This window comes from Paracoccus aestuariivivens, from assembly GCF_009711225.1.
In the GTDB taxonomy this organism is placed as follows: domain Bacteria; phylum Pseudomonadota; class Alphaproteobacteria; order Rhodobacterales; family Rhodobacteraceae; genus Paracoccus; species Paracoccus aestuariivivens.
Window position 1 is genome coordinate 85,064 of record NZ_WMIE01000008.1, and the last position, 16,724, is coordinate 101,787.

Consider the following 16,724-nt stretch of genomic DNA (forward strand, 5'->3'; position numbering starts at 1 on the left):
CAGAACGGGGATTGTGCCAGCTTGCCTTGTGCCGAATACGCCCATCAACGCTAATCTGCTGCTGGCTGATTTGGCCAAGTCGTTGCGAATGGATCGTTTCTGTTGCGACTTCCGTCGCGAGATTAGGATCTTGCGATTGCACACCTGTCACGGCGATGTCACGCAATCGGATTAATCATCCGGCAGGACATATATTCAGGGGCTTGTCAGCTTGCGGTCACGATATATAGTCGGCCTCAAGACGTTCCGACAAGTTTCCGGGCAGATAATGCAGAGGGCCCATGCTGGACGACCTTGGTTATTTCCGAACTCCCACAACGCGTGAGCGGTTAGGCTTACGCAGGCAGGCGATCTTTGGCTTCGAATGGGCCGAGATCTGTGTACGCATCAGGGTATCCAGTTCGTTTGCAAATCCGGAAGATTCCATCGGGCGCGTGTTCCTCACGCGCCTTTTTAATTGCTGCAGGCAAGCCGCAGGAGGTGACGCATGAACGTCCCCTTGCAGAACCTGCGGACCTTGATCCTGAATGCCGACATGCAACCGCTCAGCTATGCGCCGCTGTCGGTTTGCACTTGGCAGCAGGCGATTGTCTCGGTGTTTCAGGATCGGGTTGTGCAGGTGAAAGCCTATGACAACGTCCAGATCCGCACGGCTGCACGCGATTACGAGGTGCCATCAGTCATTGCGTTGAAGACCTATCGCAAGCGCAAGCACGTCGCCTTTACGCGCTATAATGTCTTTCTGCGTGACGAATTTCGCTGCCAGTATTGCGGCAAACGCTTTCCGGCCCGCGACCTGACTTTTGACCATATCGTGCCGCGCAGCAAAGGCGGGCAGTCGAACTGGCTGAATATCGTGTCGTGCTGCAGCAAGGATAACTTGCGCAAGGGCAGCAAAACGCCGTCTCAGGCCGGACTGAAATTGTTGCGCGAACCTTTTGTCCCGACCGCCTATCAGCTTGATGCCGCAGCCATGCGTTTACCTGGTGCTGCGGACCAGTTGCATCAGACTTGGATGGACTTCCTTTATTGGGATGCCGAGTTGGAAAACCGATAAGAATGAAATACCGGCCGGAATGAGCAGCCATCTGAAAAAATACGGAATATTCGCCAGCGGCTCGGCCATGGGGGCGGTGGTTGATTATGCAATCACCATGCTGGCTGCCAAGTTTCTTGGCATGTCGCCTGAACTCGCCTTGGGATTGGCGATGCTGTTCAGCGCGACGGCGGTATTCTTTTGGCACGACCACATCACCTTCAAATCCGCCGGCCAATCTCGCTTGGCGCGAAAATATCTGGCCTTCATGCTGTGGAGCGTGCTGGTTTATCTATTGCGAGCCGTGCTTCTTGTAGGATTCGGGATGGTTGGCTTGCCGCTGTCCATTGCGCTTGCCTTGTCCATCGGCCTCGCCTCGGTGGTCAATTACATCCTGTCATCGCGTGCGATTTTCCGCACTCAGAAGGGGTAACACGGTCTCGCCCATAAGTGCGGGGTTGGGCACGGTGGTTTCCGGTAGGACGCTGGGGATTCCGAACAGGAACGCATCCCGATCCTTGCGGCGTGTCGCACCCGCCTCGGACCAGCTGATTTCGTCGATCAGGAACAGCGGGCGTCGTTTGGTTTCGTTGAAGACGCGACCCAGATATTCGCCAATGACCCCCAATGCGATCAATTGCACGCCGCCCAACAGCAGGATTGTCAGGAACAGGGTCGGGAAACCCTGAACCTCGTCGCCGAACAGTAAGGTGCGGATCAGGTAAAAGGCACCGCCCGCGAAGGCAAACAGCGCGATGAAGAAACCAAGATAGGTCGTCAGCCGCAAGGGCACGGTGGTGAAGGACGTGATCCCCTCGATCGAGAGGTTCAGAAGCTGGCCGTATCTCCATTTGGTCGAGCCGCTGAAACGGGGTTCGCGAACATAATCTACCGCGCACGAGCGGTAACCGACCCATGCGAAAAGCCCTTTCATGAAACGGTGCGCTTCGGGAAGACGCATCAGCGCATCAACGGTGCGGCGGCTCATCAGACGGAAATCGCCGACATTCTCGGGCAGGGGGACCGGACCAAGACGGCGCATGACGCGATAGAAACCGTGCGCGGTCGCTTTCTTGAGCCAGCTATCGCCCTGACGCTCGATCCGGCGGCCATAGACCACGTCATAACCGTCAAGGTATTTCTCGATGAACTTGGGGATCAGGTTCGGTGGATCCTGAAGGTCGGCGTCGATGGCGATGATCGCATCGCCTGTCGCGTGGCAAAGACCTGCGGTCAGCGCGATCTCTTTGCCGAAATTGCGCGAGAAATTGACGATGGTGATGTTGCGCTCGGCTGCAGCAAGCGCGCGCATGACGCCCAGAGTGCCGTCCGTGCTGCCATCATTGACGAAAACGATCTCGTAAGGCTGGCCGGTCGGCTTCATCACCTGACCGATCTTCGAGACAAACTCGTTCAGGCCATCTTCTTCGTTGTAGCAAGGGCAGACGATCGAGACGAGGTTCAGCGGTTGAGACATGACCTGAACTTAACTTTCTTTGGGTTCGAAAGAGTTGTGCCAAGTGTACAGGGCGCTTCGGGCGCGACCTGCGGACGAGCGGAATTAGGCTCATTGTGAAGACTGGCGTGAAACTGTGAACCTGTCTTTTTTGCCATCGCAAGTTTAGCCGGATGGCTGCAGGTCGTGGCATGGTCGCGCGGCGGCGCGTAAAGGCTAGTGATCCACGCGCGTTGCGAAATGTACGATGGCGGCTGCGGTCAGGGCGACAACGCCCAGAACATACAGCGGTATTCCGATGGACGCTGCAATCCAGATGGTCAGTGCTCCGGTCAGGATCACCGCGACGATCAGGATCAGGAAATGCGGAAGCGGCATGGCACCCTCCAATACCCTGATTATGTGACCGAACCGGCCAAATCGGAAGGGGCAATGACCTGACGATAAGGTGAGGATCTTTGTTCTTGAAATGTTCTCATTGGTTCGGTATTCTGGACGCATGACCCTGCCGCCCAGAAACCCGGATCAGATCCTGCGTGCCCGTGGCGCTGATACCCGCCCCGCAGGAAGGTTCGAGCCTTACCAGAGCAGTCGCGAGCATGATGGCTGGGACATCCCCGAGGATCAGGGTATTCTGCGGACCGAGGTCGCAAACGAGCGGGCGCGATCCATCATCGCCCGCAACAACTCGCCCGATATTCCGTTTGACCGGTCGGTCAACCCATATCGGGGCTGTGAGCATGGTTGCATTTACTGCTTCGCGCGTCCTAGCCATGCCTATCTGGGGCTATCGCCGGGGCTGGATTTCGAAACCAAACTGACCGCCAAACCGAACGCCCCCGAGCTTCTCGCGGCCGAGATCGGTCGCCCCAGCTATGCGGTTGCTCCGATTGCCTTTGGAACAAATACCGATCCCTATCAGCCACTTGAAGCCAAGATGGGCATCATGCGCGGCTGTCTTGAGGTTCTGTCGGCGTGGAACCATCCGCTGAGTCTGGTGACGCGAGGGGCGACGGTCCTGCGCGATGTCGCGCTGCTGTCCGAGATGGCGGCCCGTCGTCTGGTCAGTACCGGAGTTTCGATCACCACATTGGACGCCGATCTGGCCCGCAAACTTGAACCGCGCGCGCCTGCTCCGGCGACACGATTGCGGATGGTCGAAGCATTGGCAAAAGCCAGAGTACCTGTCCGCGTGATCGCCGCGCCGATGATCCCCGTTCTGAACGAATACGAGATGGAGCGGATCTTGCAGGCCGCGCGTGATGCGGGCGCTAATTCGGCCAGCATGATTCCGATCCGACTGCCGCTCGAGGTCGCGCCATTGTTCAGGGATTGGCTTGAACGTCACCATCCCGGCAAGGCCGAACATGTGATGTCGCGGATCAGGGCGATGCGGGGCGGGCGGGATAACGATCCGCGATTCGGTGCACGGATGCGCGGCGAGGGGGTCGAGGCCGATCTGTTACACCAGCGGTTCCGACTGGCTCGCCGCCGTCTGGGCCTTGAGCGCGAGCCTCCGGTTCTGGATTGCAGCCTGTTCGGCCCGCCGCCCCGTGCCGGAGATCAACTGTCGCTGTTCTAGCCGTCGGGAACCGAAATTGGCCGTTCCCTGACGCGCTGCCGCCAAGGCGGGCCGAAAAGCGCATACCACAGGACAGTCCGGTCACGCGCGTCGTCGGGCTGTGGTCGAACCACTTTCTCGATGACTTAGCGGTCGGCCATCGCGCCGGCAATCCGCGATGAGATCGTCTCGGTCGACGGGCGCCCGCCGGATACGCGATTGATGAGTGCTTCATGCATTGCCGCCAGATGTACGGGCGTTGTTCCACAGCAACCACCGATAATGCGGACGCCCATATCGCGGGCCAGAACAGCGAATTCGGCCATTACTTCGGGCGTGCCATCATAGATCAGCCCGCCATCCTGAAAACGCGGCACACCGGCATTCGGTTTGGCGATCAACGGACGCTCGGAACCCGCCGCGGAAAAACCCGAGATCGCCAGCAGCAATTCGGCCGGACCGGTACCGCAATTCGCGCCGTAAGCGATCGGGGGATGGGGCAGGCGTTCGACCAGCGTGGCGAGTTGCGGAGGACTGACGCCCATGATGCTGCGGCCACCGGGTTCGAAACTCATCATGCCGCACCAGGGCAGGCCAACCGCTTGCGCAGCGCGGGCGGCGGCACGTAGTTCCTCGACTGCGCTGACCGTCTCGATCCACAGGATGTCGACGCCGCCTTCTTTCAGCGCTTCGGCTTGCTCGGTGAACAGTCGGGTCGCCTCGGCTTCGGTCAGACGACCAACGGGAGCCATGATCTCGCCGGTCGGCCCGATCGAGCCTGCGACGATGACCGGACGATCTGCCTCGGCCACCGTCTCGCGGGCAAGGCGGGCAGCGGCGTGATTGATGCTGGCGACACGTCCCTCGGCGCCGGACAGGCGCAATCGGCTGGCATTTGCCCCGAAGCTGTTGGTCAAGATCATGTCCGCGCCTGCGGCGATCATCTGGCGATGCAATTCGCGCACGCGGTCAGGATGGCTTTCGCACCACAGATCGGGGGCGTCGCCGGGGGCAAGGCCCATATTGTAAAGATTGGTCCCGGTCGCGCCATCGGCCAATAGCCAAGGGCGGTCGCCGAGCAACCGGGACAAGGGGTCCGTCATTGTCCTATCCGTTCTCGCACGGGATGATGCTAGCACATCCCGCGCGGAAAAGCCTGATTTTCTTACCGCTTAGCGCGAACGGATCATGCCCATGATTTCTTTGGTGCGCTCGACGATAGGCTGTGCGATCGCTGCGGCCTGATCCGCACCGCGTCCCATGATTCGGTCGATCTCGGCAGGGTCGGCCATGAACTGGGTCATCTTCGCGGTGATCGGGGCCATCGTTTCCACGGCAACCTCGGCCAAAGCGGGCTTGAACGCACCGAAACCTTGCCCTTCGAAGCGGGCCAGAACCTGATCGGCGGTTTCGCCGGTCAGTGCGGCAAAGATGTTCACAAGGTTGCGGGCTTCGGGACGGTCTTTCAGGCCGTCCATCGTTCCCGGCAGCGGCTCGGCATCGGTGCGCGCCTTGCGGATCTTTTGCGCGATGGCGTCGGCATCGTCGGTCAGGTTGATCCGTGCCGCGTCCGAGGGGTCGGATTTCGACATCTTCTTGCTGCCGTCACGCAGAGACATGACGCGGGTCGCCGTCCCTTCGATCAGCGGCTGCGTGATCGGGAAGAACTCGGTGTTATAGTCATGGTTGAACTTCGTCGCGATGTCGCGGGTCAATTCCAGATGCTGCTTCTGGTCCTCGCCGACCGGAACGGCGGTGGCGTGATAGGCGAGAATGTCGGCTGCCATCAACGAGGGGTAGGCCAGCAATCCAAGACTGGAGTTCTCGCTGTTCTTGCCCGCCTTGTCCTTGAACTGGGTCATCCGGTACATCCAGCCGACCCGTGCAACGGTATTGAACAGCCATGCCAGTTCGGCATGCTGGGCAACCTGACTTTGGTTGAACAGGATCGAAACCTCGGGGTCCACGCCCGAGGCCAGGAAAGCGGCTGCGACTTCGCGTGTATTGTGACGCAGCTTCTCGGGGTCTTGCCAGACAGTGATGGCATGCAGGTCGACAACGCAGTAAATCGTCTCAGAGCCTTTGCCCTGATATTCGGCGAAACGTTTCAGCGCGCCCAGATAATTCCCCAGCGTCAAGCCGCCCGAGGGCTGGATGCCGGAGAAAATGCGCGGAGCGAAGCTCGTGGTCATGGCACTACCTGCTTGGAAAATCCCGGAGGCTGGCTTACCCGTTGACCCGTCCGGGCGCAACCGCCCAAGCTAAGGATGAGGAAGACGATGCGCCCCGGTTACGACGAATCCCCGCTCAATCCCGTTCCTGCCGTGGTATGGGCATTGGTTCTGCCCATGATCGCCTGCGAGGCGGTCTTCGGTCTGGCGCAGATCGGCTTTGTCGGTGGAAATGCACCGGGGGCGGGGTTGGCCATGCGTCAGGTCGCCGCCGAGCGCACCGCCTTCATCCCCGAGATGGTCCTGCAGCTATGGCAGATGCGGACGATCATCTTCGACCAAAGCTGGCGTATCCTGACCTATTCCTTCGTGCATCTGTCGCTGATGCATGCGGTTTTTGTCATTGTCTTTTGTTTGGCACTTGGAAACCTGATCGCGAACCAGTTCCGGACCTGGGCTGTGCTTGCCTTGTTCTTCGGTTCGTCAGTCGGAGCGGCGCTGATCTACACCCTGTTCGCAGGGCTTTTCCCGCAGTTCCGGTTTCAACCGCTGATCGGCGGATACCCTGCGGTCTACGGGTTTGTCGGCGCTTTTACTTTTCTGCTGTGGACGCGGCTTGGTCAGGAAAATGCCAACCGGCTACGGGCTTTCACGCTGATCGGGATGCTGCTGGCGTTCCAGCTGGTCTTTGGTGTGATCTTTCAGGACGGCAATACGACATGGATCGCCGAAATCGCCGGTTTCTGTACCGGTTTTCTGATGTCGTTCGTGCTGGTCCCGGGCGGGATCGCCCGGGTCATGCAACAGATCCGTCAACGCTGACGCTTGAAGCCTGCCCTCAGGTCCGAGGGGCGCACAGCCCCAAGGACGATGGCCGAGATCGCATAGGTTGCCATTCCCGCCACCACCAGAATGATCAGCGCAAGATAACGTGTGCCGGATTGGTAAAGCATATCGCTCAGCACAGTCGTCGTGGCCCAGATCCCAACCCCCATGATGGCCGAGGCAAGGACGATGCGGGGCAGGCGGTGGCGCAGCCTCTCGTCCAGACGGGCGGCCTCGCCAAAGGCGCGCGTGCCGCGCCATAGCTGCGCTGCCATGGTCCAACCCGCAATCGTTGTTCCCCAAGCTGCTGCCGAGAAGCCGATGAACGGAGCCAGCCCCAAAGCCAGAGCCGCGTTCACCACCATCGACCAGACCGCAAAGCGGAACGGGCTGCGGGTGTCCTCGCGGGCGAAGTAGAGCGGTTGCAGGACCTTCTGCAGAACGAATGCCGGAAGCCCTAGACCATAGATCGCCAATGCCAGAGCGGTCGGGCCGACATCAGCCTCAAGGAAGGCGCCGCGTTTGAACAGGACCGAAATCAGGGGATAGCTTGCCATCACCAGCGCGACAGCGGCGGGGATGGTCAGGAACAGAGCGAACTCGGTTGCGCGATTATAGGCGTGGCGGCCACCGTCGGTGTCTCCGGCTTTCAGGCGGCGCGAGATATCAGGCAGCAGCACGATCCCGATGGCGATGCCGACAACGCCCAGCGGAAGCTGGTATAGCCGGTCGGCATTGGTCAACCATGCGATGGCCCCGTCATAGAACGAACCGACCTGACGCCCGACCAGCAGGTTGATCTGGACAACGCCGCCGGCCAGAACGGCAGGCGCGGCCACGGCAAGAAGACGCCTCATGTCAGGCGAAAGCCGTGGGCGGCGAAGCCGCAAGGGAAATCCCATGCGCTTTGCGGCCCACCACACCGTTGCCAGTTGCGCCAGACCCGAGATCGGCGTGGACCAGGCCATCGCCTTGCCCATATCCCAACCGTTCCGGTCGGCCAGCAGCATCGCCGCAATCAGGATGAAGTTCATCAGGACCGGCGCTGCCGCCGCGGCGATGAACCGGCCGCCTGCATTCAGCAATCCCGACAGCAGTGCCGTCAACGAGATGAACAGGATATAGGGGAAGCAGATCCGGCCATAGATCACCGCCAGACCGAAGCGCTCGTCTCCCTCAAAGCCTGCCGCCATCGCAAGGACCAGCCATGGCATCAGCAGATGCGCAATCAGCGAGACGACCAGAACGACCGTGAACAGTCCCGAAAACGCTTCTTCGGCGAAGCCTTTCGGATTGTCATTTGCTTCGAGCCGTTTGGCAAACATCGGAACGAAAGCGGTGTTGAACGCACCCTCGGCGAAGAAGCGGCGGAACATGTTTGGCAGGGTGAAGGCCACGATATAGGCCTGCGCCACCGGGCCAGTGCCCAGATAGGCTGCAATCATCACATCGCGGATAAAGCCGACAACGCGGCTTGCCAGCGTCCAGGCTCCGACCGAGAGGAAGCCCCGGATTAGTCTGATCGGTTGCATTCTGTACTTTCCGTGATCTCAGAACGAGCCGCCAAGGACCCGCTGGGCTTTCTCGGCGCGCTCGGTTCCGTCCTTGATCGCCTGTTGCAGCTTCTTGCTGAGCGCCTCGCGCTTTTGCGGTTGGTGCAGCTTCAGCCCGAACATGTCCTTGACGTAGAAGGTGTCGACCACCTGCGCCCCGAAGGTCGCGATCACCGCGCTGGCAATCTGGATGTGGTTGTCGGCCAAGGTACGGGTCAGGTCGTAAAGCAGTCCGGGACGGTCTCGGGTGTCCACCTCGATGACGGTGTAGACATCGGATGCCTCGTTGTCGAAGGTGATGTGGGTCGGGAAGCGGAAGGCGCTGTCGCGCTTTTTCGGCTTGTCGCGTCCCGCCAAGGCCTCGCGCGGGACGACCTCGCCACCCAGCGTGCGTTCGATCATCTTGCGCAGGCGGGGCAGACGTTCTGCGTCATAGGGGTGGCCGTCGCTGTCTTGCAGCCAGAACACGGCCGTCGCGAATCCGTCCTTGGTGGTATAGGTCCGCGCATCGACGATATTCGCGCCGACCAGTGCCAATGCCCCCGCAAGCCGCGAGAAGATGCCGGGATGGTCCGCCAGCACAAAGGCGGCGCTGGTCGCGTCGCGGTCCACATCCGGATGCAGGTCGATACGGATTTCATCATCGGCCAGATCGCGCAACAGATCGGCAAATATGAACTGGGTGCCGGTCGAAAGGCTGGGCCAGTAATTCTCGTAATGCCGACCCAGTTCGCCCTTGATTGCCTTCGGTTCCCAGCCTTTGGCGGTCAAAAGATGCCTGAGCGAGCGCTTGGCCTCGCCGATGCGGCGGTCGCGGTTCAGATCCTCTAGGCCGTTCTTCAGTGCGCGTTCGGTCTCGCCGTGCAAGGTGCGCAGCAGTACCGCTTTCCAGTTGTTCCAAGTCCCCGGACCGACGCCGCGAATGTCGCAGACAGTCAAAACGGTCAGCAGATCCAGACGGCGGCTGGTTTTGACCAGCTTGGCAAAGTCACGCAGCGTTCGGGGGTCGGATATGTCGCGCTTTTGCGCGACGTCGGACATCAGAAGATGGTTCCGGATCAGCCATTCGATGGTTTCGATTTCGTCCGCTTCAAGGCCGAAACGGGTGCAGATGCGGCGCGCGAGACGTGCGCCAAGGATCGAGTGGTCTTCGGTCCGGCCCTTGCCGATATCGTGCAGCAGCACCGCCAGATAGATGACGCGGCGGTTGATCTTGCCCTTCATGATCCGGCTGACCGTGGGCAGATCGTCGATCTCTTCGCCCCGCTCGATGGCGGACAGGGCCGCGACGCATTGGATCAGATGCTCGTCCACCGTGTAGTGGTGGTACACGTTGAACTGCATCATCGCGACGACCGGCGCGAATTCGGGGATGAAGGCCGCCAGAACGCCCAATTCGTTCATGCGCCGCAATGATCGTTCCGGATTGCCGTGCTTCAGCAGCAGATCCAGAAAGATCCGCACGGCCTCGGGGTCTTGGCGGACGCGGTCGTCGATCAGGTTCAGGTTGGCCGCAACCGCCCGCATCGCGTCGGGATGCAGCAGGATGCTGGTGCGCAAAGCCTCTTCGAACAGGCGCAGAATATTCAGCGGATCCGACAGGAACTGCTTTTCATCGACATAGTTCAGCCGCCCGCGATCCATCTTGAATCCGGGTTTGAAGCGCTTGCGGCGGCTGAAGATGCCGTTCAGCAGCGGAGCCTTGTAAAGATGGCGCGCCTCGAGCGCGACAAGGAACACCCGCGTCAACTCGCCGACGCGGGTCGCGTGGGTGAAATATTCCTGCATGAAGATCTCGACCGCGCGACGTCCGCCTTGATCGCGATACCCCATGGCCTTTGCGACCTCGACCTGCATGTCGAAGGTCAACTGGTCGCTGGGACGTCCGGCGATCAGGTGCATGTTGCAGCGAACCGCCCAGAGAAAATCCTCGGCCTGCCAGAATGTCAGGTGCTCTTCTTTGGTGAAAAAGCCCAGATCGACAAGTTCGACGGCGCGGTCGACGCGGTGGATGTATTTCGCGATCCAGTAAAGGGTTTGCAGGTCGCGAAGCCCGCCCTTGCCCTCTTTGACATTGGGCTCGAGAACGTAGCGCTGACCGCCCTGACGGCGGTGACGCTCGGCGCGTTCGGCCAGCTTTGCCTCGATGAATTCCGGTACGGATTTGTCGAAAAGCTCGGTCCAAAGACGCTCGCGCAGGGTTTCGGCCGTGGTCGCGTAGCCACAGACCAGACGATGCTCCAGCAGGCTGGTGCGGATGGTGATATCGCCCGCGCCAAGGCGCAGGCAATCATCGACCGAGCGCGTCGACTGCCCGATCTTCAGCTTCAGATCCCACAGCATGTATAGCATCGATTCAACGACACTTTCGGCCCAGCCGCTGACCTTCCACGGTGTCAGGAACAGCAGATCGACATCCGATTGCGGGGCCATTTCTGCTCGCCCGTAACCGCCGATAGCCAGAACCGCCAGACGCTCGGCATCGGTCGGATTGGTCTGCGGGTGCAAGATCGTCGTCGCCACATGGTGGATTGCCACTACCGTGGCGTCCGTCAGGCTGGCAATGGCGCGAACTGTTTCACGCGCGGCACGGGGATGGGACTGGAAGCCCGCGACGATATCGGCCATCGCGCTGGTCCGTGCCTCGGAAAGGATCGCGACGGTCCGAGTGCGGATGGCGCGAGGCTCGGAAATCTGGCCCAGTTCGGACGTCAGATAGGGCAGGAACGTCTCGGGAGAGAAAAGGGAATGTGCTCCGGGCAGGGCCGGAGCACTTTGCGGAAGCTTTTCAGCAGTGGCGTCGTTCAAAATCAGAACCCGACTCCGCCAAAGCTTTTAGGCGCGGGATCAATGATTTCGACCCTGTTGTTGCGCACGGTGGCAATGGAAAGCGCCCGTTCATTGGTGCCGTCGCGCCGCAGGCGGAACGCTCCGGTGATGCCCTGGAAGCCTGCGTTCTGGGTCAGGCCTGCGGTGGTCAAAGCATTGCGTTTACCGGCGCGGGCAAGCGCGGCGATGGCTGCCACGCCGTCATATCCCAGCGAGCCCAGTTCATGCGGAGCCTCGCCGTAGGCGGCGCGATAGCGTTGGTCGAATTGCGGTTTCAAGCGGTGGTCGGGCAGGGCGAACCAGCCGCCCTGAACGCCGCGCAGGGACAGGCGCGACGCGGGCTGATCCCAGCGGGTCAGGCCCATCATCTGCACCGTGGCTGAGGTAATCCCTGAATCGGCCAGTGAATCCGTCAGATAGGGCAGCACAGCGCCTTGGTTGGCGGTCATGAAAATCGCATCGACATTGCCTGATTGCGCTGCCTGGCGGATGTTCGGGACGACTTCGTCGATGCCCTGTTGCGACAGCGCGTGGTTCGCGACGCCCGCAACCGTGCCGCGGTTGCGTTGGATGGCCTGCTGGATCGCGCGCGAGCCGATTTGTCCCGCGGCGTCATCCTCGGCCACGACCAGAATGCGGCGCTTGCCGTTCTTGACCGAGTATTTCGCCAGCCGGTCGGCCGTGTTGGCAAAGGTCGTGCCCAGTACGAAAACGTTGCCGCCAGCAATATCGGCGTTGTTCGAGAACGAGATCACGTTCACGCCGCGCGGGGCCATCGCAAGTCCCACGGCATTGGCGGATTCCGCAAACAACGGTCCAAGGATAATCTTGGCTCCCTCGTCGACGGCCTGATTGGCCTTGGCGACCGCCGTGCCGGGATCCTGGCCGGAATCGTAGATCCGCAGGTCGATCGTGGCGCCCTGCGCGTCGGCAGCAGCCATCTTGGCGGAATTCGTCAGCGACCGCGCAAGCCAGTCAAGATCGCCGCTTCCAGCGCCACCGGGGACCAGCATTGCAACCGGAACGGGTTTCGAAGGGTCGATCATCTGGCCCGTCGAGGGGCCCGAGGTGGCCGTCGCGATCGGCTCGCAAGCGGTCAGGAACATGGCCGATGCGAAGGCTGTGATACAGGCGAGTGGACGGCGCAAACCGAAGCTGCCGTGGCTCGAAGTCGTGACGGTCATGGCATGATTCCCTGTTGCTGCGGGCTGGGGGTGTTAACCTTGGCAGGTTATTGTCATATCGGGGGCTTGGCAACGTGCCGGAGTGGCGCAGCTGGCAATCGGAAAGGGCTGATCGGATGAGCGAAAGCGGACATGGAACGGGAGCTGCTCCTCGGGCGATTTCGCTGAGCATCTCGGACAAGCCGCCCGAGGCGGGGCTGTATCTGGTGGCAACGCCGATCGGTTCGGCACGCGATATAACCCTGCGTGCGCTGGATGTGTTGAACACTGCCGATGTGCTGGCGGCCGAGGATACCCGCAATCTGCGCCATCTTCTGGACATCCATGGGGTCGCGGTCAGGGGGCGGCGCATGATCTCGTATCACGACCACAATGCGGATCGGGCACGTCCGGCAATCATGCAGGCGCTGGAGGCCGGACAGGTTGTCGCATATTCGTCGGATGCGGGGACTCCGCTGGTGGCTGATCCGGGCTACCGGCTGGCGCGCGACGTGGCCGAAGCGGGGTTTATCGTTCGGGCGCTTCCCGGTCCGTCTGCGGCACTGGCCGCGCTTTCGGTATCGGGTCTGCCCAGCGATCGCTTCCTGTTCGTCGGGTTTCCCCCCTCGACCGCAGCGGCACGCAAGAAATGGGTCGAAAGCTGGATCTCGGTCGAGGCCACGGTCATCGCCTTCGAAAGCCCGCGTCGGGTTAAGCAATTATTGGAGAATATTTGCGAGGTTGAGCCGAATCGGGATACCGTCATTTGCCGGGAGTTGACCAAGAAATTCGAGGAAGTGATGCGCGGAATGGCGGCGGAATTGCTTGAACGTATCCCTGAAGAAGGGCTTCGGGGTGAAGTCGTGGTTCTGTTCGGCCATCCTGAAGAAAAACCGGTCGAGGAAACGGACTTGCGTTCTGCGCTCGCAGGGTTGCTGGGCAATATGCCGGTCAAGGAAGCTGCCGGTCAGGTCGCGGCGCGCTTTGGTCAGCCAAGGCGCGAAGTCTATGCACTGGCACTGGAAATGAAGCGGGAGGCGGATGGATAAAGCGCGCGTTGTATCGCCGTCGCGACAGGCAAAAGGTCAGATCGCCCACGCCAGTGGCTGCATGGCAGAGGATGCGGTTTGTCGGGATTACCTTGATCGCGGCTACGCCCTTGTCGAGACGCGTTGGCGGGGAAAATCTGGAGAAATCGATTTGATCCTGCGTTGCGGCGATGAATATGTTTTCGTCGAGGTCAAGAAATCGGCGCAGCATTCGGTTGCCGTCGAGCGGATAGAATACCGTCAGGTCGAGCGTATTCTGTCTGCGGCTGCCGAGTTTTGCGCGGGGCTAGCCAGTGGTACGCTTACACCGATGCGTTTCGACGCCGCATCGGTTGACCAGATCGGGCGGGTCCGGATTATCGAGAATGCCTTTGGCCTGACCTGAGGGCGAACGCTTGCAAAGCTGGCGGCATCAGGCGACAACTCGCGCTGAACTGAGCCGGAGCAGAAAGCATGACCCTTTACGTTGCCCTCCAGATGGACCCGATCGAGAATGTCTCGATCAATGCGGACAGTTCCTTCCGGTTGGGGCTTGAGGCCGAAGCGCGTGGGCACAGGCTGTTCCAGTATACTGCCGACCGGCTGAGCTATGTCGAAGGCAAGATCATCGCCAAGGGCCGTCCCGTCACCCTTCGCCGCGAGGAAGGCAACCACGTTACATTCGGTGACTGGGCCGAGGTCGAGTTGACCGATTTCGACGTGGTCTGGTTGCGGCAAGACCCGCCCTTCGACATGGGTTACATTACCAACACCCATCTGCTTGAGCGGGTCCATCCCAATCCGATGGTGGTGAATGATCCGTTCTGGGTCCGGAACTGCCCCGAGAAACTGCTTGTGCTGGATTTTCCGGACCTTACGCCGCCGACCCTGATCACTCGCGATCTTGATCAGATGCGGGCGTTCCGCGCCAAGCATGGCGATATTATCGTCAAGCCTCTTTACGGAAATGGCGGGGCAGGGATTTTCCACCTCCGGCCCAATGACCCCAACCTTTCCTCGCTGTTCGAGACATTCGCAGGTATCAACCGCGAACCGATCATCGTGCAGAAGTTCCTGCCAGCCGTCGTCAAGGGCGACAAGCGGATCATTCTGGTCGATGGCGAACCGGTCGGTGCGATCAACCGTGTGCCCGCCGAAGGCGAAGCGCGCTCGAACATGCATGTCGGGGGCCGTCCGGAAAAAATCGGCCTGACAGAGCGCGAACATGAGATCTGCGCCATCATCGGTCCGGTCCTGCGCGAAAAAGGGCTGATCTTTACCGGTATCGACGTGATCGATGGTTGGCTGACCGAGATCAACGTCACTTCTCCGACGGGCATTCAGGAACTCGAACGCTTTGACGGCATTAATGCGGCAGCCCTGATCTGGGATGCGATCGAGCGCCGTCTGGCCGAGCGGGGCTGATCAGTCGGGATTGCCGAAGACAAGGCGGAACGACAATGCCTCGGCCAGATGAGGCTGTTTCACCTCGGGCGAGGCATCTAGATCCGCGATGGTTCGAGCGACGCGCAGAATGCGGTGATAGCCGCGCGGCGTCATCCCGAATCGTGCGGCGGCGCGTGTCAGCAATTCACGGCAATCCGCGTCGAGCGGCGCGATTTTCTCGAGATCCGCGCCGCTCGCATCCGCATTGACGCGGGCATGCGGGTGTTCGGCAAACCGATGCGATTGCAGTTCCCGCGCGGCAGCGACACGTTTTGCGACGCAGGCGGTGCTTTCTCCGCGACCGGGCATCTGGATTTCCTCTAGCGAGACTTGCGGCACCTCCATCCGCATGTCGAAACGATCCATCATCGGTCCTGAAATCCGGCCCAGATAATCGCTGCCACACACCGGCGCGCGCGAACACGCCTGCGCCGCGTCGGCCAGATTGCCGCAGCGACATGGATTGGCCGCCGCAACAAGCAGAAAACGGGCAGGATAGCGCACATGGGCATTTGCGCGCGCGACATGGATTTCTCCGGTTTCGATCGGTTCGCGCAGCGCGTCGATGACCCGCCGCTCGAACTCGGGCAGTTCGTCCATGAACAGGACGCCATTATGGGCGAGGCTGACCTGTCCCGGTCCGGCCTGTCGTCCTCCGCCGACGATAGCTGCCATCGACGCGGAGTGGTGAGGCTGGCAGAACGGAGCTTCGCGCGAAATTCCGCCATTCTTCAGCAGCCCCGCGACAGAGTGGATGACCGAGGTTTCCAGCGCCTCTTGTGGCGTCAGGTCCGGCAGGATGCCGGGTATCCTACGGGCCAACATGGTTTTCGTCGCGCCCGGAGGCCCGACCATCAGCAGGTGATGACGGCCAGCAGCGGCGATTTCGACGGCACGTCGCGCCCGCTCTTGCCCTTTCACCTCGGAGAGATCGTCGAAAATGTCGCGATCGTGTGCCTCTCCCGGAGTGGCACGGGGCAGCGGGCTGCGTTCGTTCAGGTGATCGACGGCCTCGCGCAGGCTGCGCGGAGCGAACACCGGAACCGCCCCGACCCATGCGGCTTCGGGGCCACAGGCGTGGGGAACTATCAATGCGCGTTCGTGCTCAGCGGCGGCCATTGCCGCCGGCAGCGCACCGGCAACCGGAGAAAGACGCCCGTCCAGCGCCAGCTCACCCAGCGACAAAGTGTCGCCGAGCGCCTCGATGGGGATGATTTCGAGCGCAGCCAGTATCGCCAGCGCGATGGGCAGGTCGAAATGCGAGCCTTCTTTCGGAAGCGAAGCGGGGGACATGTTCACGGTCAGCCGACGCGAGGGTAGGGCAATCGACATGGCAGCGAAGGCGGCGCGGACACGCTCTCGGGCTTCGCTGACAGATTTGTCGGGCAGTCCAACGATACCGAATCCGGGCAATCCGGGCGAAACCGAGCATTGCACCTCGACCAAACGGGCTTCGACCCCTTCGAAGGCCACAGTATAGGCGATTGCCGCCATGATTTCTCCGGCATCGGACACGTTCGCAAGATGTAGTCCGGCGGATTTAACGGAAGGTTAATGCCATCGGGTCGGCGTTTGGTTTGTGCAGGCGAGACCTGTGGTTTGTCAGGTTTGGTCCAGACGCGCTGACCAGAGGGCTGAGACACTGACGGATCGCTT

The 16,724-nt window shown here is 61.0% G+C and carries 15 protein-coding genes; 7 read left to right on the forward strand and 8 right to left on the reverse strand.

What is annotated here, in order from left to right; genetic code table 11:
- Nucleotides 1-487 precede the first annotated feature (487 nt).
- Both GL286_RS13930 and GL286_RS13935 read left to right on the forward strand, forming a co-directional pair.
- Nucleotides 488-1,057, forward strand: coding sequence for an HNH endonuclease (locus tag GL286_RS13930; RefSeq protein WP_155096178.1), 570 nt, complete (start codon nucleotides 488-490; stop codon nucleotides 1,055-1,057).
- A gap of 19 nt (nucleotides 1,058-1,076) precedes the next feature.
- Complete coding sequence (locus tag GL286_RS13935; RefSeq protein WP_170295198.1) at nucleotides 1,077-1,469, forward strand: GtrA family protein; 393 nt, start codon at nucleotides 1,077-1,079, stop codon at nucleotides 1,467-1,469.
- On the opposite strand, the gene GL286_RS13940 is transcribed toward GL286_RS13935, so the two are convergent.
- Nucleotides 1,434-2,513, reverse strand: a complete 1,080-nt coding sequence (locus GL286_RS13940; RefSeq protein WP_155096180.1) for a glycosyltransferase family 2 protein — start codon at nucleotides 2,511-2,513, stop codon at nucleotides 1,434-1,436. The genes GL286_RS13935 and GL286_RS13940 overlap by 36 nt on opposite strands.
- 195 nt (nucleotides 2,514-2,708) lie before the next feature.
- On the reverse strand, nucleotides 2,709-2,870 hold the full coding sequence (locus tag GL286_RS22160) for a hypothetical protein (RefSeq protein WP_170295199.1): 162 nt from the start codon (nucleotides 2,868-2,870) through the stop codon (nucleotides 2,709-2,711).
- 121 nt (nucleotides 2,871-2,991) lie between these two features.
- Between GL286_RS22160 and GL286_RS13945 the strand changes: the two genes are divergently transcribed.
- Nucleotides 2,992-4,074 carry a PA0069 family radical SAM protein gene (locus tag GL286_RS13945; protein ID WP_155096181.1) on the forward strand — a complete coding sequence of 361 codons (1,083 nt, stop codon included), beginning with the start codon at nucleotides 2,992-2,994 and terminating at the stop codon, nucleotides 4,072-4,074.
- A gap of 125 nt (nucleotides 4,075-4,199) precedes the next feature.
- Here the strand turns inward: GL286_RS13945 and bmt are convergent, their stop codons facing one another.
- Both bmt and trpS read right to left on the reverse strand, forming a co-directional pair.
- A complete protein-coding gene (gene bmt, locus GL286_RS13950; protein WP_155096182.1) occupies nucleotides 4,200-5,156 on the reverse strand; it encodes a betaine--homocysteine S-methyltransferase in 957 nt (318 codons plus the stop codon).
- A gap of 69 nt (nucleotides 5,157-5,225) precedes the next feature.
- Nucleotides 5,226-6,245 carry a tryptophan--tRNA ligase gene (trpS, locus tag GL286_RS13955; RefSeq protein ID WP_155096183.1) on the reverse strand — a complete coding sequence of 340 codons (1,020 nt, stop codon included), beginning with the start codon at nucleotides 6,243-6,245 and terminating at the stop codon, nucleotides 5,226-5,228.
- Between the two features lie 87 nt (nucleotides 6,246-6,332).
- Here trpS and GL286_RS13960 point away from each other — a divergent pair, with 87 nt between their 5' ends.
- Complete coding sequence (locus GL286_RS13960) at nucleotides 6,333-7,046, forward strand: rhomboid family intramembrane serine protease (RefSeq protein WP_155096184.1); 714 nt, start codon at nucleotides 6,333-6,335, stop codon at nucleotides 7,044-7,046.
- On the opposite strand, the gene murJ is transcribed toward GL286_RS13960, so the two are convergent.
- From murJ to GL286_RS13975, 3 genes are read right to left on the reverse strand one after another with little or no spacing between them, the layout of a single operon-like run.
- The gene (gene murJ / locus GL286_RS13965; protein ID WP_155096185.1) at nucleotides 7,037-8,581 is read right to left on the reverse strand and encodes a murein biosynthesis integral membrane protein MurJ; all 1,545 of its coding nucleotides are present in this window, start codon (nucleotides 8,579-8,581) and stop codon (nucleotides 7,037-7,039) included. The two genes, GL286_RS13960 and murJ, sit on opposite strands and share 10 nt — an antisense overlap.
- Nucleotides 8,582-8,599: 18 nt before the next feature.
- Nucleotides 8,600-11,416, reverse strand: coding sequence for a [protein-PII] uridylyltransferase (locus GL286_RS13970; protein WP_425496097.1), 2,817 nt, complete (start codon nucleotides 11,414-11,416; stop codon nucleotides 8,600-8,602).
- Entirely contained in the window at nucleotides 11,413-12,615 is a 1,203-nt protein-coding gene (locus GL286_RS13975; RefSeq protein ID WP_155096187.1) for a penicillin-binding protein activator, read from the reverse strand. The genes GL286_RS13970 and GL286_RS13975 overlap by 4 nt, the downstream gene beginning before the upstream one ends.
- Before the next feature lie 116 nt (nucleotides 12,616-12,731).
- Between GL286_RS13975 and rsmI the strand changes: the two genes are divergently transcribed.
- From rsmI to gshB, 3 genes are all read left to right on the forward strand, one after another.
- Complete coding sequence (gene rsmI / locus GL286_RS13980) at nucleotides 12,732-13,643, forward strand: 16S rRNA (cytidine(1402)-2'-O)-methyltransferase (protein ID WP_155096188.1); 912 nt, start codon at nucleotides 12,732-12,734, stop codon at nucleotides 13,641-13,643.
- Nucleotides 13,636-14,028, forward strand: coding sequence for a YraN family protein (locus GL286_RS13985; protein WP_155096189.1), 393 nt, complete (start codon nucleotides 13,636-13,638; stop codon nucleotides 14,026-14,028). Before rsmI ends, GL286_RS13985 begins: the two co-directional genes overlap by 8 nt.
- Nucleotides 14,029-14,096: 68 nt before the next feature.
- Nucleotides 14,097-15,047 (forward strand): glutathione synthase, encoded by a 951-nt coding sequence (gene gshB / locus GL286_RS13990; RefSeq protein WP_155096190.1) that lies wholly within the window; start codon nucleotides 14,097-14,099, stop codon nucleotides 15,045-15,047.
- Here gshB and GL286_RS13995 read toward each other — a convergent pair whose 3' ends face one another.
- A complete protein-coding gene (locus GL286_RS13995) occupies nucleotides 15,048-16,562 on the reverse strand; it encodes a YifB family Mg chelatase-like AAA ATPase (RefSeq protein ID WP_155096191.1) in 1,515 nt (504 codons plus the stop codon).
- Between the last annotated feature and the right edge of the window lie 162 nt (nucleotides 16,563-16,724).